This is a genomic window from Embleya sp. NPDC059237 (genome assembly GCF_042754105.1).
Lineage (GTDB): Bacteria > Actinomycetota > Actinomycetes > Streptomycetales > Streptomycetaceae > Embleya.
The window spans coordinates 535,889-557,626 of record NZ_JBHZAE010000005.1 but is presented as its reverse complement, the minus strand read 5'-3'; the positions used below and the strand labels follow the sequence as shown (position 1 = coordinate 557,626).

24 protein-coding genes and 1 pseudogene are annotated in these 21,738 nt (G+C 69.2%); 16 read left to right on the top strand and 9 right to left on the bottom strand.

The annotated features are described in order from the left end of the window. Window positions 1-37: 37 nt before the first annotated feature. From ACFXKZ_RS19375 to ACFXKZ_RS19355, 5 genes are all read left to right on the top strand, one after another. Window positions 38-481: a hypothetical protein gene (locus tag ACFXKZ_RS19375; protein ID WP_380001960.1), complete on the top strand. Its 444-nt coding sequence runs from the start codon at window positions 38-40 to the stop codon at window positions 479-481. Window positions 482-786: 305 nt separating this feature from the next. Further along, complete coding sequence (locus ACFXKZ_RS19370) at window positions 787-1,230, top strand: DUF6325 family protein (RefSeq protein WP_380001958.1); 444 nt, start codon at window positions 787-789, stop codon at window positions 1,228-1,230. Window positions 1,231-1,277: 47 nt separating this feature from the next. Then, window positions 1,278-1,562, top strand: coding sequence for an SHOCT domain-containing protein (locus tag ACFXKZ_RS19365; protein WP_380001956.1), 285 nt, complete (start codon window positions 1,278-1,280; stop codon window positions 1,560-1,562). A gap of 305 nt (window positions 1,563-1,867) precedes the next feature. Beyond that, on the top strand, window positions 1,868-3,112 hold the full coding sequence (locus ACFXKZ_RS19360; RefSeq protein WP_380001954.1) for a hypothetical protein: 1,245 nt from the start codon (window positions 1,868-1,870) through the stop codon (window positions 3,110-3,112). Window positions 3,113-3,525: 413 nt separating this feature from the next. Next, complete coding sequence (locus ACFXKZ_RS19355; protein ID WP_380001952.1) at window positions 3,526-3,909, top strand: SHOCT domain-containing protein; 384 nt, start codon at window positions 3,526-3,528, stop codon at window positions 3,907-3,909. Between the two features lie 65 nt (window positions 3,910-3,974). Here ACFXKZ_RS19355 and ACFXKZ_RS19350 read toward each other — a convergent pair whose 3' ends face one another. Next, window positions 3,975-5,591 carry an MFS transporter gene (locus tag ACFXKZ_RS19350; protein ID WP_380001950.1) on the bottom strand — a complete coding sequence of 539 codons (1,617 nt, stop codon included), beginning with the start codon at window positions 5,589-5,591 and terminating at the stop codon, window positions 3,975-3,977. A gap of 175 nt (window positions 5,592-5,766) precedes the next feature. Between ACFXKZ_RS19350 and ACFXKZ_RS19345 the strand changes: the two genes are divergently transcribed. Next, window positions 5,767-6,420: a GAP family protein gene (locus tag ACFXKZ_RS19345; protein ID WP_380001948.1), complete on the top strand. Its 654-nt coding sequence runs from the start codon at window positions 5,767-5,769 to the stop codon at window positions 6,418-6,420. 39 nt (window positions 6,421-6,459) lie between these two features. Here ACFXKZ_RS19345 and ACFXKZ_RS19340 read toward each other — a convergent pair whose 3' ends face one another. Then, complete coding sequence (locus ACFXKZ_RS19340) at window positions 6,460-7,041, bottom strand: TetR/AcrR family transcriptional regulator (RefSeq protein WP_380001946.1); 582 nt, start codon at window positions 7,039-7,041, stop codon at window positions 6,460-6,462. A gap of 77 nt (window positions 7,042-7,118) precedes the next feature. Here ACFXKZ_RS19340 and ACFXKZ_RS19335 point away from each other — a divergent pair, with 77 nt between their 5' ends. The 6 genes from ACFXKZ_RS19335 (at window position 7,119) to ACFXKZ_RS19310 (ending at window position 10,161) form a co-directional block, all read left to right on the top strand. Next, window positions 7,119-7,985, top strand: a complete 867-nt coding sequence (locus ACFXKZ_RS19335; RefSeq protein WP_380001944.1) for an NmrA family NAD(P)-binding protein — start codon at window positions 7,119-7,121, stop codon at window positions 7,983-7,985. 132 nt (window positions 7,986-8,117) lie between these two features. Further along, complete coding sequence (locus ACFXKZ_RS19330; protein WP_380001942.1) at window positions 8,118-8,393, top strand: hypothetical protein; 276 nt, start codon at window positions 8,118-8,120, stop codon at window positions 8,391-8,393. A 41-nt stretch (window positions 8,394-8,434) separates the two neighbouring features. After that, window positions 8,435-8,734, top strand: a complete 300-nt coding sequence (locus ACFXKZ_RS19325; protein ID WP_380001940.1) for a hypothetical protein — start codon at window positions 8,435-8,437, stop codon at window positions 8,732-8,734. A gap of 283 nt (window positions 8,735-9,017) precedes the next feature. Continuing rightward, window positions 9,018-9,434, top strand: a complete 417-nt coding sequence (locus ACFXKZ_RS19320) for a phage holin family protein (protein ID WP_380002084.1) — start codon at window positions 9,018-9,020, stop codon at window positions 9,432-9,434. Further along, a complete protein-coding gene (locus tag ACFXKZ_RS19315; RefSeq protein ID WP_380001938.1) occupies window positions 9,431-9,898 on the top strand; it encodes a DUF3618 domain-containing protein in 468 nt (155 codons plus the stop codon). The genes ACFXKZ_RS19320 and ACFXKZ_RS19315 overlap by 4 nt, the downstream gene beginning before the upstream one ends. Then, window positions 9,895-10,161: a DUF4235 domain-containing protein gene (locus ACFXKZ_RS19310; protein ID WP_380001936.1), complete on the top strand. Its 267-nt coding sequence runs from the start codon at window positions 9,895-9,897 to the stop codon at window positions 10,159-10,161. Before ACFXKZ_RS19315 ends, ACFXKZ_RS19310 begins: the two co-directional genes overlap by 4 nt. Before the next feature lie 17 nt (window positions 10,162-10,178). Here ACFXKZ_RS19310 and ACFXKZ_RS19305 read toward each other — a convergent pair whose 3' ends face one another. Beyond that, window positions 10,179-10,949 carry a phosphotransferase gene (locus ACFXKZ_RS19305; protein ID WP_380001934.1) on the bottom strand — a complete coding sequence of 257 codons (771 nt, stop codon included), beginning with the start codon at window positions 10,947-10,949 and terminating at the stop codon, window positions 10,179-10,181. Between the two features lie 218 nt (window positions 10,950-11,167). Then, entirely contained in the window at window positions 11,168-12,184 is a 1,017-nt protein-coding gene (locus tag ACFXKZ_RS19300) for an aspartyl protease family protein (protein WP_380001932.1), read from the bottom strand. A gap of 317 nt (window positions 12,185-12,501) precedes the next feature. On the opposite strand from ACFXKZ_RS19300, the pseudogene ACFXKZ_RS19295 reads away from it, so the two are divergent. The 3 genes and pseudogenes from ACFXKZ_RS19295 (at window position 12,502) to ACFXKZ_RS19285 (ending at window position 14,461) form a co-directional block, all read left to right on the top strand. Continuing rightward, a pseudogene (locus ACFXKZ_RS19295) lies at window positions 12,502-13,158 on the top strand (response regulator transcription factor). A gap of 157 nt (window positions 13,159-13,315) precedes the next feature. Further along, the gene (locus ACFXKZ_RS19290) at window positions 13,316-13,690 is read left to right on the top strand and encodes a hypothetical protein (RefSeq protein WP_380001930.1); all 375 of its coding nucleotides are present in this window, start codon (window positions 13,316-13,318) and stop codon (window positions 13,688-13,690) included. A 165-nt stretch (window positions 13,691-13,855) separates the two neighbouring features. Then, window positions 13,856-14,461, top strand: a complete 606-nt coding sequence (locus ACFXKZ_RS19285; RefSeq protein WP_380001928.1) for a hypothetical protein — start codon at window positions 13,856-13,858, stop codon at window positions 14,459-14,461. 830 nt (window positions 14,462-15,291) lie between these two features. Here the strand turns inward: ACFXKZ_RS19285 and ACFXKZ_RS19280 are convergent. The 3 genes from ACFXKZ_RS19280 to ACFXKZ_RS19270 form a co-directional block, all read right to left on the bottom strand. Continuing rightward, entirely contained in the window at window positions 15,292-15,798 is a 507-nt protein-coding gene (locus tag ACFXKZ_RS19280) for a peptidase inhibitor family I36 protein (RefSeq protein ID WP_380001926.1), read from the bottom strand. 797 nt (window positions 15,799-16,595) lie between these two features. Continuing rightward, window positions 16,596-17,666 (bottom strand): ferritin-like protein, encoded by a 1,071-nt coding sequence (locus ACFXKZ_RS19275; RefSeq protein WP_380001924.1) that lies wholly within the window; start codon window positions 17,664-17,666, stop codon window positions 16,596-16,598. Next, entirely contained in the window at window positions 17,663-17,842 is a 180-nt protein-coding gene (locus tag ACFXKZ_RS19270) for a hypothetical protein (RefSeq protein WP_380001922.1), read from the bottom strand. The genes ACFXKZ_RS19275 and ACFXKZ_RS19270 overlap by 4 nt, the downstream gene beginning before the upstream one ends. A 473-nt stretch (window positions 17,843-18,315) precedes the next feature. On the opposite strand from ACFXKZ_RS19270, the gene ACFXKZ_RS19265 reads away from it, so the two are divergent. Further along, a complete protein-coding gene (locus ACFXKZ_RS19265) occupies window positions 18,316-19,554 on the top strand; it encodes an IS701 family transposase (protein WP_380001920.1) in 1,239 nt (412 codons plus the stop codon). 135 nt (window positions 19,555-19,689) lie between these two features. Here ACFXKZ_RS19265 and ACFXKZ_RS19260 read toward each other — a convergent pair whose 3' ends face one another. Together ACFXKZ_RS19260 and ACFXKZ_RS19255 are read right to left on the bottom strand one after the other, a co-directional pair. Next, window positions 19,690-20,439 carry an SDR family oxidoreductase gene (locus ACFXKZ_RS19260; RefSeq protein WP_380001918.1) on the bottom strand — a complete coding sequence of 250 codons (750 nt, stop codon included), beginning with the start codon at window positions 20,437-20,439 and terminating at the stop codon, window positions 19,690-19,692. Between the two features lie 34 nt (window positions 20,440-20,473). Then, window positions 20,474-21,253, bottom strand: coding sequence for a sigma-70 family RNA polymerase sigma factor (locus ACFXKZ_RS19255; RefSeq protein WP_380001916.1), 780 nt, complete (start codon window positions 21,251-21,253; stop codon window positions 20,474-20,476). Window positions 21,254-21,738: the final 485 nt, after the last annotated feature.

The window sequence follows — 21,738 nt, the reverse complement described above, 5'->3', positions numbered from 1 at the left end:
CGCGACGCGCACGAACCGGACCGACTATGCCGGTGCCGTGTACGGATCCCTGCTCGCGGCCTCCGTGGTGGCCACCGCCGGGACCCTGGGCGACTATCCACGACTGGAGCTGAGCCTCCTGCTCATTGTCACCGGTCTTGTTTTCTGGGCCGCCCACGTCTACGCGCGCCTGGCCGGCGAACGGCTCCACGGTCAACGACCCGACTTCGTCGAGGTGCGCCGCGTCGCGCGCCACGAGCGGTCCATCGTCGAAGCAGCCGTGCTCCCCGCCGCGGTTGTGGCCGGGAGCCCTCTCCTGGGCCTCGGCCTCGGCGCCACCGCGTGGCTTGCCCTCGGTATCGCCGTGGCGCAACAGGTCGTCTGGGCTTCCCTCGGTGCCGTCGCCGCCGGGGCCGGTCGCATGCAGGTGGTCGCCGAGGGGGCCGTGAACCTCCTCCTCGGGCTGATCATCGTTGCCGCGAAGGCGGCGTTGGGCCACTGACCGCACCCGTGGGGACTCCGTTGCCGGCGGTGTCGCCGTTCGTGGTCTTTCTGCACAGTCGGACGTACGCCTGGATGGCCCCGCGAGGTGATGATGTCCTCCGCGTGGAGCACCGACCTCTCGATTCTTGCGTGCGGCTCCGGAGCGGCCGGAGGGTCACCCCGGACCGGGGCGTCGATCGCGAGCCGAGATGCGTCGCCGGCCGTCCGCTGCTGAAATGACGAAGGCGACGGTCACCGTCGGCCCCGGCGCCATGGCACACCGTGAATGCACACGTCGACGACCCGAGCGGACAAGGAGCCGACATGAGTGACGAACCCTACGAGCCCGGCCCGATCGACTATCTGGTGATCGAGTTTCCCGGGAGTCGGATGACCGGCGAGGGGCTGCCCCTTCTGGTCGATCTGGTCGACCGTGGCATCATCCGGGTGCTGGATCTGCTCTTCGTCCGCAAGAGCGCGGACGGATCGGTCCAAGGGGTCGAACTCGCCGACCTGACCGGCGACGACAATCTCGACCTCGCCGTCTTCGAGGGGGCCTCGTCGGGACTGCTCGGTCAGGACGAGATCGACGACGCAAGCAAGGTACTGGAGCCCGGCAACGCGGCGGCCGTCCTCGTCTACGAGAACGTGTGGGCGGGCCCGCTCGCAGCGGCCCTGCGACGTGGCGGAGCCCGGCTCGTCGCCAATGGACGTATCCCGGTCCAGGAGATTCTGGCATCGCTCGACGCCGCCGAGAGCTCGGCCTGAGTCACTTTCCACGAACGCCGTTCCCGCACCAGCAGAGGAGACAGATCATGCCAGGGCTTCTTCGCGGCATCGCCCGGACCGCCGTCGTCGCCGGAACCGCCACCGCGGTCTCCAACCGAGTCTCCCGGCGCCAGGCCGGTCGCTGGGCCCAACAGGAACCGCAGCAACCCGCACCCGGACCCGCCTACGCCGCCGAACCCGCACCATCCGCACCGGCGGACGACATGAGCAGCAAGCTCGCCCAGCTCAAGGAGTTGGGCGAGCTGAAGCAACAAGGCGTACTCAGTGAAAGCGAGTTCGAGGCCCAAAAGGCCGCGATCCTCGGCTCCTGACTCGTTCGACAAGAACGTCGGGCGGAACAGGATTCGGACCGCCCGAGAACCGCCCGATCCCCCGTCCCGCGCGGAAGACACCTCAACAGGCGAATCCTGCCCGAAAGCTTGGCTTCGACCGCCGGTAGGCGTAACTCAACGTGCGCGATCCCACACGCTTCGCGCATATTCGACTCGTATGGCAATCCTTCCACCGTCGCTCGGAGAGTGGTATGAGCACGCCGTCGGAGCCGCCCAACACCGGGTCTGCCCGGGTCGTCCGCACGCCGGTCCATCATCGGGGCTCCCGTGCGGGGCGAATCGTGATGAGCATCGTTTCGGCCGTGTTGATCACACTCACCTGCGTCCTGGTGCCACTTTCACTGATCACCGTGTGGGTGCACGACATCGTGCTGGACACCGACAGGTACGTCGAGACGGTCGCCCCACTCGCGTCGAACCCGGCGATCGAATCCGCCGCGGCCGACAGGATCACCAAGGCGGTCGACGTTCGGGTCGACGGCAAAGAGGTCACCGCGGATCTCGCGGCCTGGTTGGAGTCCCAGGGGTTGCCACCTCGAGTGGGCAACGCCGTGAAGTCACTGGCACCGCAGTTGGACGACGCCGCAACCCAGGCCGCCCACAAGGCGGCGACCCGCTTCACCCAGAGCGACAGATTCGAGACGGTCTGGAAGAACGCCAACCGGGCCGCCCATTCGGCGCTCGACCACGCGCTCACCGGCAAGGGCCGGGGCGCGGTCGGGGTCAACGAGGGCACCGTCACCCTCGATGTCGGCGCCGCGGTGGACACGGTCAAGCAAGACCTCGTGAACGCCGGGGTCAGCCCCGCGGACAAGATTCCCGACGTCGACAAGCAGATGGTGCTCGTCCAGTCCGACAAACTGCGGAAGTTCCAGAACGCGGCGCACGCGCTCGACGTGCTCGGCAACTGGTTGCCCATCATCGCCGTTCTGCTCGGCGCGATCGGGGTGCTCCTGGCCCGGCGTCGTCGCCGGGCCCTGGTCACCACCGCCCTGGGTGTCGCCTTCGGCTGCCTGGTCGTGGCCATCGCCCTGGTGATCGCGCGGCGCTTCTATCTGGATCACCTGCCCGCCCAGGTACAGTCCCCCGCCGCCGCCTCGGCGATCTTCGACACGCTGCTGCGCTTTTTGAAGAACAGCGTCCGCACCGGGATCGTCCTGGGTCTGGTCGTCGCCCTCGGCGCCTACCTGTCCGGGACGGGCCGTCTTCCGCGGGCCGTGCGCGGTTCGATGGAGCGCGCGGCCGACTCCGTGGCGCGGTGGGCCGACACACACGGGCTGCACACGGGGAGGACGGGCACCTGGGTGGCCGCCCACCGGCGGTGGCTGGCCATCGGCGCGCTCCTCGTCATCGCCCTGTGGTTCGCCCTGTGGAATCGCCCGACCGCGTTGACGATCCTGCTGCTCGTGGCCGTACTTCTCGCCCTGCTCGCGATCATCGCGCTGTTGGCCGCGACGGGACGAACGACGCTCTCGCGGACTCACGCCCAAAACGGGCGGCCGGGTCCGGTCGGTGGCGGTGTGCCGTGATCCCCTCGCCCCGGAGCCGGTCCGATCATGCGTGTGACGGCCCGTCGGGCAACTCGTCGGTGCGCGCCGGATGAGGCGATCGGGTGAGGTCCCGCCGTAAACTGGAGGTCGGACCACCGTGACGGTGCGGACATCGGGTGCAGCACCCCTGGCCCGTTGCCGACACGCCGAGGAAGGCGCGGCTCCGAGGTGACATCCGGCGGCGTGTCCCACCGATATCCGCCGCCGTGCCGGTGGGTGGTGGTCGCCGATCGCGGCGCGCATAGGTTCCGCGCGGGCGTCGTGCCCGTCCCGTGTGGAAAGGCCACGGTCCCGGTGCTCCCGGCCCCACCCGCAACGGTGAGGTGGGCGGCGGCTCCGCCGTCCCGGACGGCCCCGCGGCTGCCGTCGGGATTGATCGAAGGAGATCGATCATGGACTACCCACTTCTCAACGCGTTCTGGACCATGCTCTGGTTCTTCTTGTGGATCCTCTGGATCATGCTCCTCTTCCACGTATTCGGGGACATCATCCGCGATGACTCGCTCAGCGGATGGGGCAAGGCGGGCTGGCTGGTTCTGTGCGTGGTGCTGCCGTACCTCGGCGTCTTCGTGTACTTCATCGCGCGGGGGCGCGGCATGGGCGAACGCGACCGACGCAGGGTCGAGCAGCAGCAGCAGGAGTTCCGCTCATATGTGCGGGAGGCGGCGGCCACGCCTGGCACGTCCGACGAACTGGCCCGCATCGCCCAGCTCAGGAACGACGGTGACATCACCGTCGAGGAATACGAACGAGCCAAGGCCAAGATCCTGGCCTGAGATCGCGCGATCGGACGTCCGACACCGGATGAACACGTCCTTGGGTTCGCGTTCGTCCGCCGTCGCTACTTCCGGGCCGAGCCGGGTTGGGTCGTGGGGATGCGTCCGGTGAAGAACAGGGCGAGGAGGGCGCTGAGGGCGAGGACGGCGAGTGCGGCCCGCAGGCCGTCGAGTCTGGCCGCGTCGTTCGCCTCGATGGCCGCGTGTTTCACCTCCGTGCTCGTGCCGGCTTTGTCGAGGGCGGAGGTGAGCTGCTCGTCCGACAGGAAGGGGACGCCGCCTTCGAGTTCCACGGTCGCGTGGCTCGCGACGGATGCCGGAATCGCCGGATTATGTTCGATGGCGCTCAGGAACGACGAGGTCATGGCGGCGATCAGGAGCGATCCCGCGAGCGCCGTCCCGATCGAGGCACCGAGGTTGGTGACCGCGTTCTGCACGCCGCCGACCTCCGCGCTCCGCTCGTCGGGGACCGCGGATACCGTGACCGAGCCGAGCTGCGACGCCAACGCGCCCATACCGAGTCCGATCAACAGCAGGGGCACGGTGACGATCTCGGGGCCCGCGTCCGCGTCCAGCGCGGCCATCATGGCCACCGCCCCCGCGAGCAGCGCGAGGATTCCCAGTCGCACCACGCGCCGCGGCGAGACGTCCGGCAGGAACCGCGGGATCAGGATCGCGGCCGCCAGCAGCGTGAGCGAGAGCGGCAGGATGCGGGCGCCGGTCGCCAACGCCGACAGGCCCAACGCGATCGACAGGTAGAGCGGAACGATGAAGAACACGCCCATCTGCACGAGGTACTGGAAGAAGAACATCGTCAGGCCCCCGGTGAGTTGCCGATTGCGCAGCATCGTCGGGTCCACGAGCGGATCCCCACCCCGGGCCGACAGGCGGGTCTCCCAGGAGAGGAAGAGCCTGACGAGGGCTATTCCGGACAACATCAGCCAGACGACCAGCGACACCCCCAACCAGGCGGGGGCTTCGGGTTTGGGTCGAAACCACCCCCACTCGGCCGACTTGAGCACTCCGAACACGAAGAGCCCGAGCCCACCGGCGGACAACACGGCGCCGACGACGTCCAGGCGCTCTCGCGCTGTGACGGGAGCGTCGGCGACCCGAGCCGCGAGTACCAGGATCACCGCCACGAGCAGGACTTCGCCGGCGAAGACCCAGCGCCACGAGAAGTACGTAGTCGCCACGCCGCCGATCAGCGGACCCGCGGCGATCGCCACCGCCCCCGCGGCGGCAACGAGCCCGTATGCGGAAGGGCGACGCTCCGCCGGGAAGTTTCCCGCCACCAATGCCACGATCGCGGGCAGGATGAGCGCCGCACCGACTCCTTCCAACACCGCCCAACCGAGCAGCAACACCGGCAGGTTCGGGGCCAGCGCGGTGGTCAGCGAACCGCACCCGTAGATGCCACAACCGATCATGAACCCACGCCGACGACCGATGAGCCCGCCGACCTTGCCCCCCGGAATCATGAGCATCGCCATCACGAGCGTGTAGGCCGTGATCGCGCCCTGGATGCCGGTCACCGTCGTGCCCACGTCCTCGGCCACCGTCGCGATCGACACGTTCATGACCGAACTGTCCAGGGCCATCAGGAATTGCCCCAGGACCAGCGGGACCAGCACCAGGCGTGTCCCTGGGGGACGCACCGGCCTGTCCATCGCGGCTGTCATGACCACATGGTTCCAGCACCCGACAAGAGCCCCGATCCGCCGCGCCGCAACGTCAGCCGGATGGCGGGCACCGGCACCGAAATGTTGTGTAGCGGGACCCGACGGGTGGTACCGAGTGCGGTGACACGCTCTCGCACGACCCCGATCCGCATTCACCCACATGAGGACAGCAGCCATGGTCCTTGATCTCGTCCTCATCGGAACGGCCATCACCCTGGGACCGATGCACAACTCCGCGTTCATCCTGTTGCTGTCCGCAGACAGAGGGTTGTTGAAAGGGCTTGTGTTCACCCTGACCTGGCTCGTGGAACTCGTCGTGGTGGTCGCGGGGGTGTTGCTGTTGACCGGGGGCGTTCCGCCTACGAGACACAGCGCGCCTTCGACGGCGGGTCTCGTGGTCAAGCTGACCATGGGCATCGCGCTGGTGGTCTACGGCGATCACAAACGACGCCGAGGCGCCACCCGTTCCCGGGGAGAACCGAGGTGGATGGCACGGCTGGATCGTGTTTCCGCTTGGACCGCGGCCGGCCTCGCCGTCCTGCTCCAGCCGTGGGCGATGGTCGCCGCGGGTGGGGCCACCGTGATGAACGCGGACCTTTCCTCGGCCGCCACGTTCGTGGCCCTGATGAGCTACTTCCTGCTCGCCTCGGCCACTTTGTTCGGGATGGAGTTGTACGCCACGTTCGCGCCGGCGCGGGCACACATCGAGCTCGAGCGGTTGCGCACGGCCCTCAATACACACCAGGACCAGGCGATCGTCGTGTTGTCGCTGCTGCTGGGCCTGTGGTTGGCCGCGAAGAGCACGTACGAACTCGTCACGCTCTCGTAGAGGTCGCCGCCTCGAACGTCGTCGGGTTCCGCAACACGTTCAGCGCGTCGCGTCGTCACCCGCGCGCAGGCCGCGGATCAGCAGGGCCGTCAAGTGATCGGCTTGCTCGGGCGGCACCTGCTCGCGCAGCCATGCTGCGGCGTTCGTCAGCGCGTGTACGTCCCCCGCGGTGACATCGTCCCGGACCGCTCCCGCTTCGCGTGAGGTCGACAGCAGGCGTTCGGTCGTTGCCGCCAGGTGTGCGCACGCGTCGTGCAGCTCGGACGCCTCGTCGGCGAAGCCCTCCATCAGCAGCGTCGCCAGCCCCCGGTATGCCGCGGCGTGCACCGAGACCGCGCCTATCCACGCCGTCAGGGCCGCCAACGCCGTTTCCTGTGCGGGCAGTTCGTCGCCGAATGCGAACAGGGCGGCGTGCTGTTCGCGCAGCAGTGCCGCGGACAGCGCGCCTCGGTTCGGGAAATGCCCGTACAGCGTTCCGATCGCTACGCCGGCCTGCCGGGCGATGCCCTCCAACGACGCGCCGGTGCCCTGCTCACGGAACGCCTGATCGGCCGCCGCGAGGATGCGTTCCCGATTGCGTCGTGCGTCGGCGCGCGGCCGACGCGTTCCCGTACCACTCATGCATGACCCCTAGACAAGTTGAGGGGTCCTCGGATTAATATTCCGAGGACTCCTCATCTTAGCCGAAGGGGCTTCCCATGATTCTGGTCACCGGGGCAACCGGATCCATCGGCAGGCACCTGGTCCGGCGGCTCGACGAACTCGGGGCGCCGTTCAAGGCCCTCGTGCGCAACGCCGATCAGGGCCGCGCCCTCCGCTGCCCGTACGTTGTCGGCGACTTCGACGACCCCGAATCGATCTCGGCGGCAGTCGTCGGTATCGATCGGATTCTGCTCAACGGCGCGGGCGCGGTCCCCATCGCCGACGACCGCCCGCAGCCCATGGTCGGGCAGCAGAAGACCGTCATCGACGCGGCCGGCCACGCCGGTGTACGGCGAATCGTCAAAGTCTCCGTGTGGCATGCCCACCAGGGCGGCAGGCTCGCGCAGGGGGCGCACTGGGAGATCGAGCGGCACTTGAAGGCGTCCGGTGTCGAATGGTCGCTTCTGCACCCGAGCGGCTTCATGCAGAACTTCCTCACCGGCGCGGGCACGTTCAACGACGACGGGAACCTCATCGCGCCGGCGGTCGATGCGCCCGTCTCCTACATCGACTGCCACGACATCGCCGCGAGTGCGGCCGTACTGCTCACCGAACCACGCGGCGCGGGCGAAACCTTCGTCCTGACCGGTCCGGAAGCACTCACCATGCGCGAGGTCGCGGGCCTGCTCGAGGGTCCCCTCGGCAGACCCGTCGGTGTCGTCGCCCTGGGAGCCGAGGACATGGCGGCCAGGCTCGAAGCCCAGGGCGTACCCCGGCGGTTCGCCGACGACGTCGCCCACCTGTGGGCCGACGTGGGCACCGGCTCGCTGGCCGCGACCACGCCCGAGGTCGAGCATCTGACCGGCCGCGCACCCCGGACCTTCGCCGCGTTCCTCGCCGCCAATGGGGGTGCCTTCCGCTGAGATCGCGTCCCCACGCCGGTCGGCTCGATGACGCCGGGTCGCGGGTGGTGCGTGGGGAAGTCCCCGTCGCGTCGCGGCCGTGCCGGCTGGGATGTTGATCTCACGGACGTGTGGTGCGAGGGAGGGAGCGTCGTGGCAGGACTCGGGTGGAGGGTCGTACCGTGCGCACTGGCGGGTGTGCTGCTGTTGGCGGGGTGTGCCGGGGACGACGACGAGCGCGGCAAGGGCGACTCGCCGGTCGCGAACCAGCGTGGCGACGACACTCCGGCCCAGGTGTTCAACTTCCCCGACGGCTTCGGGAACCTCGCCACCAAGTGCGTCGGCCACGGATTCCGCGCCTACGTGACCACGAACGCGAGCGGCCCCTCCAACGTGCAGGTCGTCCCGGACGCGGCGTGCGCGGGGTGAATGCGACGCGACGGACGAACCCGCTGCGCCCATCGCACACGATGCGATGGGCGCCGATCGTGTCGGTGTTCCTGGTCCTGGGCGCCGTCGCCGGGTGTTCGCAGGAGTACTACGACGAGCGCGGCAAGGCGGACGCCCCGGTGTTCGGTGACCGGGGCGAGGACAGTCCTGCGGAAGTGTTCAACTTCCCCGACGGGTTCGGCAACCTCGCCACCAAGTGCGTCGGGCCCGGCAAGCGTGCCTACACCACGACCAAGGGATCGGTGTCGATCGACGAGGACGTGGTGATCATCCCCGCAAACGCGGTGCTCGTGGACGACCCGGCCTGCCCGAAACACTGACCCGCCGGCGAACCGACGAATCATCGATGGTTCAGGGCCCGTAGGGCGTTCCATGCCGGGGCGCCGTGGCGAAGGATGACCGCCGCGGACAGGGTCCCGCGGGTGCGAGCGCGCATGACGCTCGCGTTGGATCGGTCCGCCCGGCAATGGGAGCCGTGGCCGGCGAGTGACCTGCGGGTTGTGGGGTAGCCGCGCCCGTAAGCCCGATCACCCGGGAGCGAGGTCGTTGGCCGCAGTCGCGCCGAAGAGCCGCAACGAGCGCGAGGAGGAAAGTGAGGATTCCATGAGCACCGTTGGACAGCCGAGCCGCGGCAATTCCCAGGAGTCGATGGGCAATCTCGTCTCACGAGCGTCGCAGCAGATTTCCGAGTTGGTCCGCGAAGAAATGCAGCTTGCCCGGGCGGAGATGACCCAAAAGGGCAAACGCTTCGGGGTCGGCGGTGGCCTGTTCGGCGGCGCCGGCCTGATCGGCGTCCTGGCCGCGCAAGCCCTCGTCGTCACCGTGGTCGCAGCCTTGGCCCTGCTTGTGCCGGTGTGGGCTTCGGCCCTGATCACCGCTGCCCTGTTGGCGGCCGTCGCCGCGGGAATGGCCGCCGCCGGGAAGAAGCAGATCGCCAGGGCCGGGATTCCCGCACCCGAACAGACCATCGACAGTTTCAGGGCCGACCTCGCCGTAATCAAGGAGAAGGCACACCGATGACCCACCAGCCCCAGGACAAGGAATCCGCGCCCACGCGCGAGCAGTTGCGCGAAAAGATCGAGGACACCCGCGACGAACTCGGCCGTACGGTGGAGGCACTGGCGGCCAAGGCCGACGTCAAGGCCCAGGTCAAGGCCAAGGCGGCCGTTATCAAGGAGCAAACCGCCGAGAAGGCCGCCCACGTCGGCGATCGACTCCGGGACAAGGCGGCGGAGGCCACCGAGTCGGTCAAGGACAAGACGCCCGACCCGGTTCTCGACAAGGCGGCCCATACCGCCACCCACCTCCGCGACAGTGTGGCCCGAGCCGGACAGCTCGCCGCCGACAAGACCCCCGACCCGGTCCACGAGAAGGCGCACATGGCCGCGACCATGGCAAAGGCCAACCGCACCCCGCTGATCGCAGCGGCAACCGTGGCACTGGCCCTCGTGCTGCTGGTGCGCCGAGGCCGGAGGCGCCGGTGAAGGCGTCCAAGGTCGCGTACAAGCCGGTCGGCCTGGTGCTCGGTGCCGCCGCCGGCATGATTGCCGGCGTGGTCTTCAAGCAGTCGTGGAAGATGATCACCGGTGACGACGACGCCCCCGATGCCATCGACGAGGACCGCACCTGGGCCCAGGTTCTGCTTGCCGCGGGCTTGCAAGGCGCAATCTTCGCCGTCGTCAAGGCCGCCGTCGACCGAGCCGGAGCGGCAACCACCCGGCGTCTGACCGGCACCTGGCCCGGCTGAAGCCGGTGGGGGCACGGTTATCCCGCCTCGAAGGCGGTGCGCAGGATGTCGCGATGGGCGCGGACATGGCGGATGTCCGCCTCGTAGAGGTCGGCGTGGCCGTCCGCGATGTGTTGCCGGAACGCCTCGTTGCCCTGCGCGGCCTGGTCGCGCATGAAGTCGATCAGGGCTTGCAGACGGTCGGGGACGGTGTCGATGACCTCGGCGCCCACGCCCGGCCCGTACGCGCGGCAGAAGGCGGCGACCCGGTGTCCCTGCTCGTGCGGTGTGCCGAAGCTCTCCGGGTTGTCCGGCGCCTGCAGTGGCGCGAACCGGTACACGGTGTAGGCGACGTCCCAGACGCGTGGCCCCGGGTGCGCGGCATCGAAGTCGATGAAACCGACTGCCACGCCGTTCTTCACCACGCAGTTGTACTGGGCGGCGTCGCCGTGGCACATGACCTCGGCTGGCTGCCGGACCGGGAACAGCCAGGGGTCGGCGGGGTCCGGCCGGAACGTGGCGCTCGCGTCGTGGAGGTCGCGCAGCAATGTGGCCGCGGAGGTGAGGAGTTCGGGGCTTCTGAGATCCGGGGTGAGCGCGTTGTGTACCTCGCCGTCGAGGAAGGTGAGCATCTCGTTGCCGTCGGCGTCGAAGCCCCGTGGCTCCGGTACGCCGTGGAAGCCCTGGTCGTGGATGTGGCGTAGCAGCCGGTGGATCGCCGGCGTCGCCGGGGATGCCGGCCGGTGGACGACGTCACCGTGGCGGCGCACGATGTTCACGCCGCCGCGGAGTTCCTGCCATTCGGTCATTCGTGCCTCACTGTCGTCGCGCACTGAACATGTCTATGGGTCGTGGGTCGTGGGTCGAGCTGTCGGCTTGCCAGTCGTCGCGGCGGTCGGCACGCATTCGGGCGGCTGGGGACGTCATTGGCATTTCGAGCGGCACCGTCGGGGTGGCGGTTCGTGGATAGCCCATGTAACGCTGCCGCCGCGCATCGGGGGGTCTCAACCCCGGGTGATGGAGAGTTTCATGCCCACGTAACAGCACTGGCGATGCCGCCGGTATCCACGGTCACCATCCTGGGCTCGCGCTGCCCGAGGCTGCCCAGTGTGCACGGGAAGTGGTCACCGGCCGGCCACAACGGCAACCGGGCGAGTTCGTCGGGCGAAGGACGGGCAACCGTGCGTCGTCGCAGGAGCAGCGCCTGGTGCGCGTAGTCCATCGTGGTCAGGAAGTGGTAGAAGATCGTCGTACCGAACACGCCCGCCGCCTGGGATCCGTCGGGGAGCGGTGGGCGTGGTGTGTCGTTCCACTGCACCGGGATGTTGCGGATCTCGATCTCCCCAATTTTGAAGGAGTCCAGGACGCCCACGTGAATCACGACGGGGTGGCCGTCCACGACCCCGCCTTCCCAAGTGGCCAGTGCCCGCAGTCCGGCCGTGTGCGCCGCCTCCGTCGACAGGTCGAGCGTGCCGTAGGTGTCGAGATGGAACTTCTGCGGCTCTCCGCCGTTGACCCTCGCCTCGACCGACGGCACCGGGTCCAGGGTGTGGAACGGCACGCGGGTGTCGCGGGCGCCGGAGATCTGCCATGGGGTGCCGTCGATCCGGGAGTAGGCCTCGGCAAACGCTTCATCACGCGGCCGGCCGGTACGGCGCATCAGCGGGACGGCACGCGAGAGTTGGTCCTGTCGTACGAAGCACTCCGCGAGGCGCTGGGTGGAGGAGACGTCGTCCGGTGCCAGGGCGAGGGCCTCGGACAGGTGCCTCTCGGCGGTGCGGAACCGGTTGGACAACAGTGCGATGTAGCCGATCCGGGCGTGCGCGTTCGCGTTGCCCGGATCGTCGCGCAGATGGCATCGGTAGCCCCGCTCGGCATCGGCGAACCGGCCTCGCCGAAAGAGCCGATCCGGGTCGGCCGCGGCAGCGAGCGCGGAGGGCGCGGAACCGAGCAGAGGAAGGGCCGCGCCCACCGCCGCGGCCGCACCCGCTCGCTGCAGGAACGCTCGGCGGTCGAGGCCTTGGCCGACCTTTCGAAAAGACATGTCGGACTCCTGGGATGACGAGGGATGCGTAATCTGCGATGTGCGGGATGTTGGGTATTCGCGGTGACGGTGCGGCACTTCCGCCGTGCTGTGGCTGTCACCGCGACCGATGCGGCTGTGCACAATCAACACGAGGACGCGTTTCGTCGGCGTTTCCGCTGCGGAGGGGACGGCGTCGAAGGCCGGGTGCTGCTCGGTGGCGGCGTTGAGCCAGGTACCGCTGCGCACCGTGGCGCCGACCGCCGTGAGCTTACGCCGCGGAAACGGCCCGTCCGCGAGCATCGACGCGCGGGAGCCGTGGGGGAAGGACGACACACATGCGGGTATTGGTGGTCGAGGACGAGCCGATGCTCGCCGACGCGATCACGGAGTGGTTGCGCGAGGAGGCCCACGCGGTGGACGTGGCCTACGACGGCGAGCGGGCACTGGAATGCCTGAGCGTCAACGACTACGACGTGGTGGTCCTGGACCGGGACCTGCCGGCCGTACCGGGCGACGATGTGTGCCGCGCCGTGGTGGCCTCCGATTCGCCGGTGCGCGTGCTGATGCTCACGGCCGCCGCCGGGATCGTCGACCGGGTCGCCGGGCTGGGCCTGGGCGCCGACGACTACCTGACCAAGCCCTTCGCGTTCGCCGAACTCGCGGCGAGGGTATTGGCGTTGGGGCGACGATCCCGAGCGGCCATGCCGCCGGTGTTGCGCCGCGCCGGCATCACGTTGGATGCGGCCCGACGCGAGGTGTACCGCAATGGACGCTATGTGCCGCTCTCACGTTAGGAGTTCGCCGTCCTGGTCGAACTCCTGCGCGCCGACGGCGCGCCGGTCTCCGCGGAGGAACTGCTGGAGAAGGCGTGGGACGAGCACACCGACCCGTTCACCGGGGCGGTGCGGCTGGTGATGCTCAAGCCGCGTCGCAAACTGGGCGATCCGCCGGTGATCGAGACCGTCGCCGGCGTGGGATATCTGATCCGATGAGATCCCGACTCGCTCACGTGCGGTCCAAGACCGGTCCGGCGAACAGGCGCCACCGGCGCCGGACACCGCGACCGACCGACGGCCGGGTCCGTGGCGCCCGCCGCGGCGCCCCGAACGGCGAAGGGACCCGGGGCACTTCGCGGTCCTGCCGCGCCGGATGGGGCTGCGCACCCGGCTCACGGTGATCTACGGCGTGATGTTCCTGGTGGCCGGCGTACTGCTGCTGACCCTCACGTACACCCTGTTCACCCAGCAGCTCGACCGGCGGGGCGCGAGGGTGATCGCCAAGGTCGGGCCGGAGGGTTCCCGTGTGCTCGTCTCCGTGCCGGGCAAGGGCAAGACGACCCTTGCGCCGGATCCGGCCCACACCCTTGCGGCACAGGGGCCCATGACGCCGGATACCGACGTCGAGCGGTGGTTCGAGGACCAGCGCCGCGAGTTGCGCGACGCCGCCTCCCATTCGCTGATCACTCAGGGCGGCATCGCGCTGCTGGCGATCGGCGGCGCGGCGACCGCGGCACATGCGCTGTAGTTCTTCGTCGCAGGTGAGGTTCCGGTAGCGGCCGCTGCGGCGGGACAGCGCGAGTTCCGCCCGGATGCGGGGCAGCGCCGGGGCGGCGGCCGATCCCATCCGGTTCAGGCACGCCAAGACGTGGTTCGAGGTCGCGTCGTTCCTCTCCCAGGCCGCCGACAGGCTGTGTACGACGAGGTCGGCTTCGGCCTCGCCTGCGATATCCCACAGCGCCGCCGCGGCGTGGACGCGGGTCCACTCGTGTCCGTCGTGAACCATGGCTCGCAGACGCGGCAGTACGGCCCTCGCGGGCGCACCGATCCGGCCGAGGACGTCGATCGCGTCGTGGCTTCGATGGCTGTCGAGAAGCCGCTCCAGGCGTGGCACGACGTCGGCCGGGTCGCGTTCGATCGCCCACAGGGCGGCGGTCGCGGCCGCGCGCACATTCACGTCCGGTGCGTCGGCGAGGGGGCGAAGCATCGCCGAAGCCGGCGCGGCGTCGGTGTCGAAGGACGCGAGCGCCGTCAGGGCCGCGGCCACGGTGCTCCACTGCTCGTGGCGGACCGCGGCGCCGGTGAAGTCGGTGATCGCGTCGACGGCCGCCGGGTCGCCCAGTTCGGTGAGGGCGCAGACAATGGCACGCGCACTCATGGCGGACCGCTGCCGCGCGGGGTCGATGCCGGCGAGGCGGCGGGACAACCGCGGCACCAGGTCGTCGGCGGCCCCGCGCAGATGTCCGGCGACCTGTTCGGCGCGCCAAGCGTCCACGTCGTCGTCCAGGGCCGTCAATAGCGCGGAAGAGACCGAGTGCCTCGATCGCCGCGCTCCGTACCCGGATATCGGGGTCCGCGGCGTAGGCGACGAAGGCATCGGCGTGTTCGCGCATCAGCGCGGCGCTGTCGGAGGTCGCCGTCGACAAAGTGCCGTCGGGGGCGACGTAGACGGTGCTGCCGCGCTCGACGGCGGCGCGGCCGATGCTGAGGAGCAGTGCGACGATCGCGGCGCGGTCGGGCGTTGTGGGATCGTCGGCCATGTCGAACAGGAACGGAAGGCTTGCTGCGGTACACGGGTACACGTCGCCCTGGTGGTGGGCCGCGCCGTAGAAGTCGTCGAGTGCTCTGGTGCGGGTCTCGGGGTCGGGTGAGGTCATTGCCCGCAGCCATACCGAGACGTCGTCGGCCGGACCGTAGGCGTGGCCCATCGACGACCAGGCGATGGCATCCAAGTCGTTGATCATGCGCGGCACCATGTCGCGGGGCACCGACACCACTCCACGACTCGGGGGCAGAACGGGGCTTGCCTGGGCGCGAGTTGCGCAGTCGTGGCTCGAGGCGTAAGGCTCCACCGCACTTCCGCGGCTGCGGCGAACGATGCCTTCCGCTTCCGATCACAGTGCCTTCGGTGGGATTTCCCTGCTCGGACAGGGTGGCGGTCGATCTTCGGGTGGGCTGAGGGTCGCAACGGCGACGACGGCCTCGCAGAGAACAACGCCCTCACGTCGATCCTCGACGCCTGCTGATCCGGGTGGGCCCAGCGGCCCGCCCGCTGCTCGGAGCGGCGGGCGGGCCCACGGGCCCACGGACTCCATGGTGTCCGTCGCATCGCAACCGACGGGTGGATCGTCAGTAGCAGTCCAGACTGGACGCCGCGTCGTTCGACTGCACGTTGGACGAACTCGCGCCCGGCAACATCCTCCAGATGCGGCCGCCGCCGGCGCCGTAGTCGTTCCAGACGTCGACGAACCTCGACGGGGAGTTGTCCGCCCAGGCCGATGCCTGGTCGTTGAAGCCGTAGTCGGTCAGGTTGATGATCAGGCCCGAGCAGATTGCCGGGATCGCGTTCCAGGCGAGCATGCGCCCGCCGAAGCCGCTGTGCTCCCACAGACAGAACTGGTTGTAGCCGCAGTCGGCGACGCCGCGCAGGCCGGCGAGCTTCAAGGTGACGGCGCCGTTCTGCCAGGAGACGGTGTCCGTGCCGGTCTGCACTCCCCCGGGGTGCTCGGCGAGCACCCGGGCCATCTGCGTCCGTAAGGATTCCGCCGTGGGCGCGGCGTCGGCGACGCCGGTGCCGGCGGGTAAGCCGAGGCCGACGACGACCGCGGTGACCAGTGCGGCTGACTTGATCTTCATTCGATACCCTCGCTGTCCGTTCGCATGGATACGTTCGGTACGTTCGCGCGGTTCGATGGATCGAGGAACGGGGCGGCGGCGGTGGGTACCCGATGGACCCTGGCGGACTCTCACGCGTAGGGCGGGAAGTGCTCACCGGGCCGATTCTGCTCCGCGCCGCTCCCGTACCCATTAAGTCAATCCCGGGGCACCCAGGCAAGCAAACACGATATGAACTCCCGCCCCGGACATGGCAATTGCCAACCCCGGAACGGCATTGGCCGGCACGCCAGGCTCACACGCGAGACGCTGACCGCACCGAAGTGACAGCGGGTGGCCCTCTGGCGGGTGTGTGCCCTGTCGCTTCCATGTGCGACGGAGCACGCGACACCCCGGGTGACGGGCAATCGGTCCGGGCAGGCCGGTGCCTGTGCCGCGTGGGGTCGGTGAGTGGTCCATGTCGAATTTGTCTGGGGCTCACGGGGAGTTCGACAGTCAGATGGCCCCGATCGGCCCACCCCCGGGGTCGCCGGGCGGGTCGCGGCCGGGCGCCGGCCGGCGCAACACCGGCGCCCGGCCCGCGACCGGCGAATGACGGGTAACGGCAACGTGTGGATCGTGCTCCGCTTTCGGTGGATGAAAAGTGACCCTCTTCGTGAGCTTGTGATCGGTCCGGCTCCTGGGGAGTCGGGAAGAAGAGTGATCGAGGTGGAGGACCGGGTCGAGATTCGGCGCGATGTGCCCCTATGGGCGCCGCCACGCCGGGGTGCACCTTGTCGACCCTCGGTCCGGGACCACGGCTTCGTGGGGCTCGGGATTCAGGCGCGCAGTTCGGGCGGGACGTAGTCGAACGTCGGGCCGGCCGTCGTGTCCGACCCGTCGGGCATCGCCATCAGGGCCTCGGCTTGCGTCCGCAGACGGTACATGGTGCCCGTGGCGGCCGGGAGCATCTGCGGGCTGCCGTTGAACGTCTCCTCCAGTTGATGCAGGAGGGTGCAGTACGTGCGGTTGAACCCGTCCTGCGCCTCACGGATCGGGCTGCCCGGCAGGTGGTCGTCGAGACGCGGGTTGCGCCGCATCCGGCGTATGCCTTGGGAATCCACGCGCAGCGGTTCGCCGGTCGGTCCGGACCGTGGCGTGTCGCCGCGTCGGTAGCGGCGGCCGACCCTGAGCTCCTGGAAGCGGTAGTAGTGCGCCACTTGTTCGCGCTCGAGGTGGTGAACGTCTCGGTCACCGTCCCATACTCGGCCGCGCAGCAGGCCCTCGCCCTGGTCGACGATCTCTTCCAGGGCAGCCAACGCCGATGTCAGATCGGTGACTTCGACCAATCGGCCGGCGGTGTACCGGAAATGGCAGTCCCGCACCTGACGGGCGCTGTCGCCGCGGAAGACCTCCTCTTCGCCGAGCCGGGCGCACAGTTCGCGCAGTCCTTCCTCGATCGCGGCATAGAACTGACCGATCGTCGCATATCGATCCGACTGTGCCGGCGCGTCCGGCGGCGCGGGCTGCTCCAGTCGGAGGAACTGGTCGAGCGCCTCGCGCCCGAACGGAAGCAATGACAGTTCCAGTGATGGGTCGCCGTGCGGCAACCGTCGCGGGTGCGGCTGCAACATGCGCGGTGTGTCCAGTTCCGGCCGACCGCCCACCGCGTTGAGCAAGTTCGCGGACAATGCCAGGTGCAGCATCTCTTCGACGAAGACACCGGTCACCGCCCGAACGGCATCGGGGTTTCGCTCCTGCTCCAGCGAGTACAGCGCGCACAGGTACGGGGGCAGGGTTGCGTGCTCCAACTCGATTGCCCACTGCAGGTGTTCGTGCAGATCGTCCAGTGTGGCGATCTGCGGCGTGGCGGAGACATCGTCGGGGTGTTGCCGCACCGGGTGGTTCACAAGTTCCTCGTTTCGCCGGTCGTCGGGTCGGTTTCCATCGGTGCGGACGGCTCGGTGGAGATCCGGTCGCACGCTGCCTCCCCGCCGTCGAAGAGAGCGCCGATCAGGCCACCGAGTGCCATCTGCATTCCCACGTCGAACTTGTCGTCTTCGTCGTCGCCGGTGACGGTGGTCATGTTTCGCCTCCACGGGTGGAATCGGGTCGTCGTCTCGCGTTGCGACCGGTTCGCCGGATCGCTTGAATCAGCTGTATGGACGCCTGCCGGACGCGAACAGGCGGGTGAAGGTCTCGTTCCGGTCGGCCACCAACGCGTAGGCGGTGTCGCCACGGCGGCGGGCGGCGTCGATCGGCCCGGACGGCAGTGGCGTCCGTCCTCCGTCCGCGCGGGGGATCGTCGGACCGAGAATCCGAGCGGCGGCTCGCCCGACTACTTTGCGGCGACCGCGGCCCGCCCGCGATGTCGCCGGACACGGCCGCCGTTTTTTATGCGGTCATGGCCCCTCCTCGGCTCCGAGGGGGGAACCCGGCCGATACGGCGGGCAGGCGGCACGCCGTATCGGCCGAGGTGCCATTGGTGCGTACCACGTGCTAGTAGTGCTTTGTTAGGTGAGGTTCCCATGTGTGCTGTTTTGGGTGCATGGTGGGAGGGTGGATCTCGGGGATGTGGAGCGTCTGCGGGAGGAACTCGCGGCGTTCGTGGGTGAGATGTTCGGGTCGCTGTCGAGGACGGATCAGCGACGTCAGGGCGACTGTTATGCGCGTGGGTTGATGGTGGACGGTCGGCGGAAGTCGATCGTGCCGATGGCCGAGCGGCTGCCGGACGGGAACGCGCAGGCGTTGCAGCAGTTCGTGGCGGACTCGCCGTGGGACCACCAACAGGTGCTGCGGCGGGTCGCGGAACGGATGTGCGCGGCGATCGATCCGCGGGTGTGGGTGGTGGACGACACGTCGTTCCCCAAGTGCGGGAGGGCGTCGGTCGGGGTCGCCCGGCAGTACTGCGGCGCGCTGGGCAAACGGGCGAACTGCCAGGTGGGGGTGAGCGTCCACGCGGCGACGGACGCGATGTCGTGCCCGTTGCAGTGGCGACTGTTCCTGCCCGAGGAGTGGGCGCAGGACCCGGAGCGACGCAGTCGGGCCGGGGTTCCCGACGATGTCGGGCACGTCGAGAAGTGGCGCCTGGCCCTGGATGCGATCGACACCCTGATCGGGTGGGGACTGGTCCCGCCGGTGATCGTGGCGGACGCCGGATACGGGCAGATCGGCGAGTTCCGGCACGAACTCGCCGCGCGGGGGCTCGATTTCGTGGTCGCGGTGCGCGGCGACGAGATCGCCCACACCGGCGACGCGCTGCCGTCGACGCTCGCGTACTCGGGCCTGGGACCGCGTCCGCTGCCCCGATACCGGGACCGGGCCCGCTCCCTGGTGGAGCACGCGGTTGCCGCGGGGCGGGAGGCGTTCGTCGAGGTCGGGTGGCGGCAGGGCTCGCGCGGCGCGATGCGGTCACGGTTCGCCACGACCGCGGTGCGACCGGCCGGCAAGGCCCCCCGGCGGCTCGCCCGGGCCGCCGCCGGGGACGCCGACATCGCCTGGGACGGGGTGCTGCCCGTGCTCACCATGCTCACCGAGTGGCCGGCCGACGCCCACGCGCCGACCGACCACTGGCTGACGAACCTGCCCCCGGACACACCCGTCGCGAAACTGGTCCGGCTCGCGAAGATGCGTTGGCGCGTCGAGCACGACTACCGCGAACTGAAACACGGCCTCGGACTGGACCACTACGAGGGCCGGACCTGGCGCGGATGGCACCACCACGTCACCCTGGTCACCGCCGCCCACGCCTTCCTCACGCTCCACCGGACCGACCCAAAAGCCCTCACTCCGGCCTGACGCTCTACCGGGTCCTCGACACCCTCCAGGACCTCCTCGGCTGTTGGACCGGAACCTGCCCCACCTGCCACCGGACCCTGCCCCGCCAACGCCCACCACGAAGACCAAAACCAACACCGACCTGACAAAGCACTACTAGACGGTGGCCTGCTTCAGCCAGTCCTTGTAGGTGATCTCGGCGAGGATGGCGCCGTCGACCGGAACGAGCGTGAGTTCGTCGGGTACCGCGCCGAAGTAGTGCGCCTGCGAGTCGGTGACCACCTCACGCGGGTCGCCCCACGCAGCCAGGGCCCTCCGGAAGAACTCGTCCATCCGGTACCGCGTCGGCCCGGCGATCTCGACCATCGCGTTGCTCGGTGTGCCCACTGCGGTCCGGCCCACCAACTGCGCGACGTCGTCGCCGGCGACCGGTTGGAAGGCGACCGGCGCGATGTGCACCTCGTTGCCCGTTGTCGCCTCGTCCGCGATGCGCCGGCCGAACTCGTAGAACTGCGTCGCGTGCACGATCGAGAACGGGATGGGCGATTCCTTGACGAGTTGCTCCTGGGCGATCTTCGCGCGGAAGTAGCCGATGTCGGGTCGGCGGTCGCTGCCCACCACCGACAGCACCACGTGGTGCCCCACTCCCGCCTCCTGCTCGGCGGCCAACAGGTTGCGGGTGGAGGTGGTGAAGAAGTCCAACACCGCGGCGTCTTCGAACGACGGCGAGTTGGACACGTCGACGACGGCGTCCGCGCCCTTCATCACCTCGGCCAACCCCTCGCCGGTGAGGGTGTTCACTCCGGTGTTCGGCGCCGCCGCGACCGCTTCGTGCCCGTGCTCGCCCAACTTGCCGACGACCTTCGAACCGATCAGGCCGGTACCACCGATGACCACGATCTTCATGCCGAATCCTCTCTGTTTCCCGGGGACCTCGTCGTCACCCGGACGACAGATAAGACCGGGCACCCCGTGCGGATGTGACAGATCCGGATCCGCCGAAACCATTTTCGGCTGTCGGACCGCCTGCACGGGTGTCACCTCGGCGTCGGCTGCCGGAGACGGATGACCGCGCGATCGAGGCAGGGAGCGGGCCGACGCCGGCGGGGGTGAGGAGTTCTTCCAGGGAGGCGATGTCTCCCGTCCGGGCCGCCGAGACGAAGGCTTCGAACAGGTGTCGGTGCTCGGCGGCGTCGACGTTCTCGCGCTGTTCCTCGAGCAGGTGCTTGCGGGCCCGGCTCACGATCTTTCGTACGTTGACGGAGCTGAGCCGGAGCATGTCCGCGATGTCCGTATAGGTGTAATCGAATGCCTCCCGCAGGACGTACACGGCCCGTTCGGTGGGGGCCAGTTTCTCCAGGACGAGGAGCAGGGCGAGTTCGAGCGCTTCGGCCCGTTCGGCGCCGGCCGCGGGGTCGCTTCCGGTGTCGACGGGTTCGGGGAGCCATGGGCCGATGTAGGTCTCACGGCGGACCCGGGCGGACCGGGCCACGTTGATGGCCAGGCGGGTGGTGGCGCTGGACAGGAACGCCGCGGGGTTGACCACCACCGAACGATCGGCCCGCTGCCACCGCAGCCACACCTCTTGGACCACGTCCTCCGCCTCGGCCGTACTGCCCAGCATCCGGTACGCGATACCGAACAGGCGTGGGCGCAGCTCCACAAACACGGCAAGGGCCTCGTCCAGCGTGCCTTCCGTGGGGGAGAACTCCGAATGCATGAGCCTGTTGTCTCCGTTCCTGCAGGTATGGGTGCGATGACTCGCCCGGCCAAGGGACATCGGGCAACCGGTCCCCGGGGCAATGGGCTCGAGCCCCCGGGCCGATCGGCCACGACGTCCGCCGATCCGGCTGTGTTCACCGTCGTCCATCGCCCCCTCCGTGGCACCCCGGGGAATGCCTGGTCCACCCCCTGGTCACTCCCGGGCCATCCCCCGGGGTAACCGGGGGGTGGCCCGGTGCCGCGGCACCTCGCAAGCGCTGCCGGCGGCGTCCGACGGCGCAGCCCGAACCGGCGAACTCGACATGGGCGGCACGCGGACGGCCGGCGTCCGAAAGGGCGGAGACCGCGCCGCTCAACCCATGTGCGCGGCCTTGCGGACGGGCACCGGCTCGCCCGGGCCGTGTTGCTGCGCGGTCAGGTCTTGTTCACCGGCGAAAGATCCGGCGGCGCTCTGCCACTGTGCGATGCTCACCGCACCGCCGG

What these genes read in the sequence shown, in the direction of transcription:
- ACFXKZ_RS19370 (WP_380001958.1), top strand. Translation starts at nt 787, where the DNA reads ATGAGTGACGAACCCTACGAGCCCGGCCCGATCGACTATCTGGTGATC.
- ACFXKZ_RS19365 (WP_380001956.1), top strand. Translation starts at nt 1,278, where the DNA reads ATGCCAGGGCTTCTTCGCGGCATCGCCCGGACCGCCGTCGTCGCCGGA.
- ACFXKZ_RS19360 (WP_380001954.1), top strand. Translation starts at nt 1,868, where the DNA reads ATGAGCATCGTTTCGGCCGTGTTGATCACACTCACCTGCGTCCTGGTG.
- ACFXKZ_RS19355 (WP_380001952.1), top strand. Translation starts at nt 3,526, where the DNA reads ATGGACTACCCACTTCTCAACGCGTTCTGGACCATGCTCTGGTTCTTC.
- ACFXKZ_RS19350 (WP_380001950.1), bottom strand. Translation starts at nt 5,591, where the DNA reads ATGACAGCCGCGATGGACAGGCCGGTGCGTCCCCCAGGGACACGCCTG.
- ACFXKZ_RS19345 (WP_380001948.1), top strand. Translation starts at nt 5,767, where the DNA reads ATGGTCCTTGATCTCGTCCTCATCGGAACGGCCATCACCCTGGGACCG.
- ACFXKZ_RS19340 (WP_380001946.1), bottom strand. Translation starts at nt 7,041, where the DNA reads ATGAGTGGTACGGGAACGCGTCGGCCGCGCGCCGACGCACGACGCAAT.
- ACFXKZ_RS19335 (WP_380001944.1), top strand. Translation starts at nt 7,119, where the DNA reads ATGATTCTGGTCACCGGGGCAACCGGATCCATCGGCAGGCACCTGGTC.
- ACFXKZ_RS19325 (WP_380001940.1), top strand. Translation starts at nt 8,435, where the DNA reads ATGCGATGGGCGCCGATCGTGTCGGTGTTCCTGGTCCTGGGCGCCGTC.
- ACFXKZ_RS19320 (WP_380002084.1), top strand. Translation starts at nt 9,018, where the DNA reads ATGAGCACCGTTGGACAGCCGAGCCGCGGCAATTCCCAGGAGTCGATG.
- ACFXKZ_RS19315 (WP_380001938.1), top strand. Translation starts at nt 9,431, where the DNA reads ATGACCCACCAGCCCCAGGACAAGGAATCCGCGCCCACGCGCGAGCAG.
- ACFXKZ_RS19305 (WP_380001934.1), bottom strand. Translation starts at nt 10,949, where the DNA reads ATGACCGAATGGCAGGAACTCCGCGGCGGCGTGAACATCGTGCGCCGC.
- ACFXKZ_RS19300 (WP_380001932.1), bottom strand. Translation starts at nt 12,184, where the DNA reads ATGTCTTTTCGAAAGGTCGGCCAAGGCCTCGACCGCCGAGCGTTCCTG.
- ACFXKZ_RS19290 (WP_380001930.1), top strand. Translation starts at nt 13,316, where the DNA reads ATGGGGCTGCGCACCCGGCTCACGGTGATCTACGGCGTGATGTTCCTG.
- ACFXKZ_RS19280 (WP_380001926.1), bottom strand. Translation starts at nt 15,798, where the DNA reads ATGAAGATCAAGTCAGCCGCACTGGTCACCGCGGTCGTCGTCGGCCTC.
- ACFXKZ_RS19270 (WP_380001922.1), bottom strand. Translation starts at nt 17,842, where the DNA reads ATGACCACCGTCACCGGCGACGACGAAGACGACAAGTTCGACGTGGGA.
- ACFXKZ_RS19260 (WP_380001918.1), bottom strand. Translation starts at nt 20,439, where the DNA reads ATGAAGATCGTGGTCATCGGTGGTACCGGCCTGATCGGTTCGAAGGTC.
- ACFXKZ_RS19255 (WP_380001916.1), bottom strand. Translation starts at nt 21,253, where the DNA reads ATGCATTCGGAGTTCTCCCCCACGGAAGGCACGCTGGACGAGGCCCTT.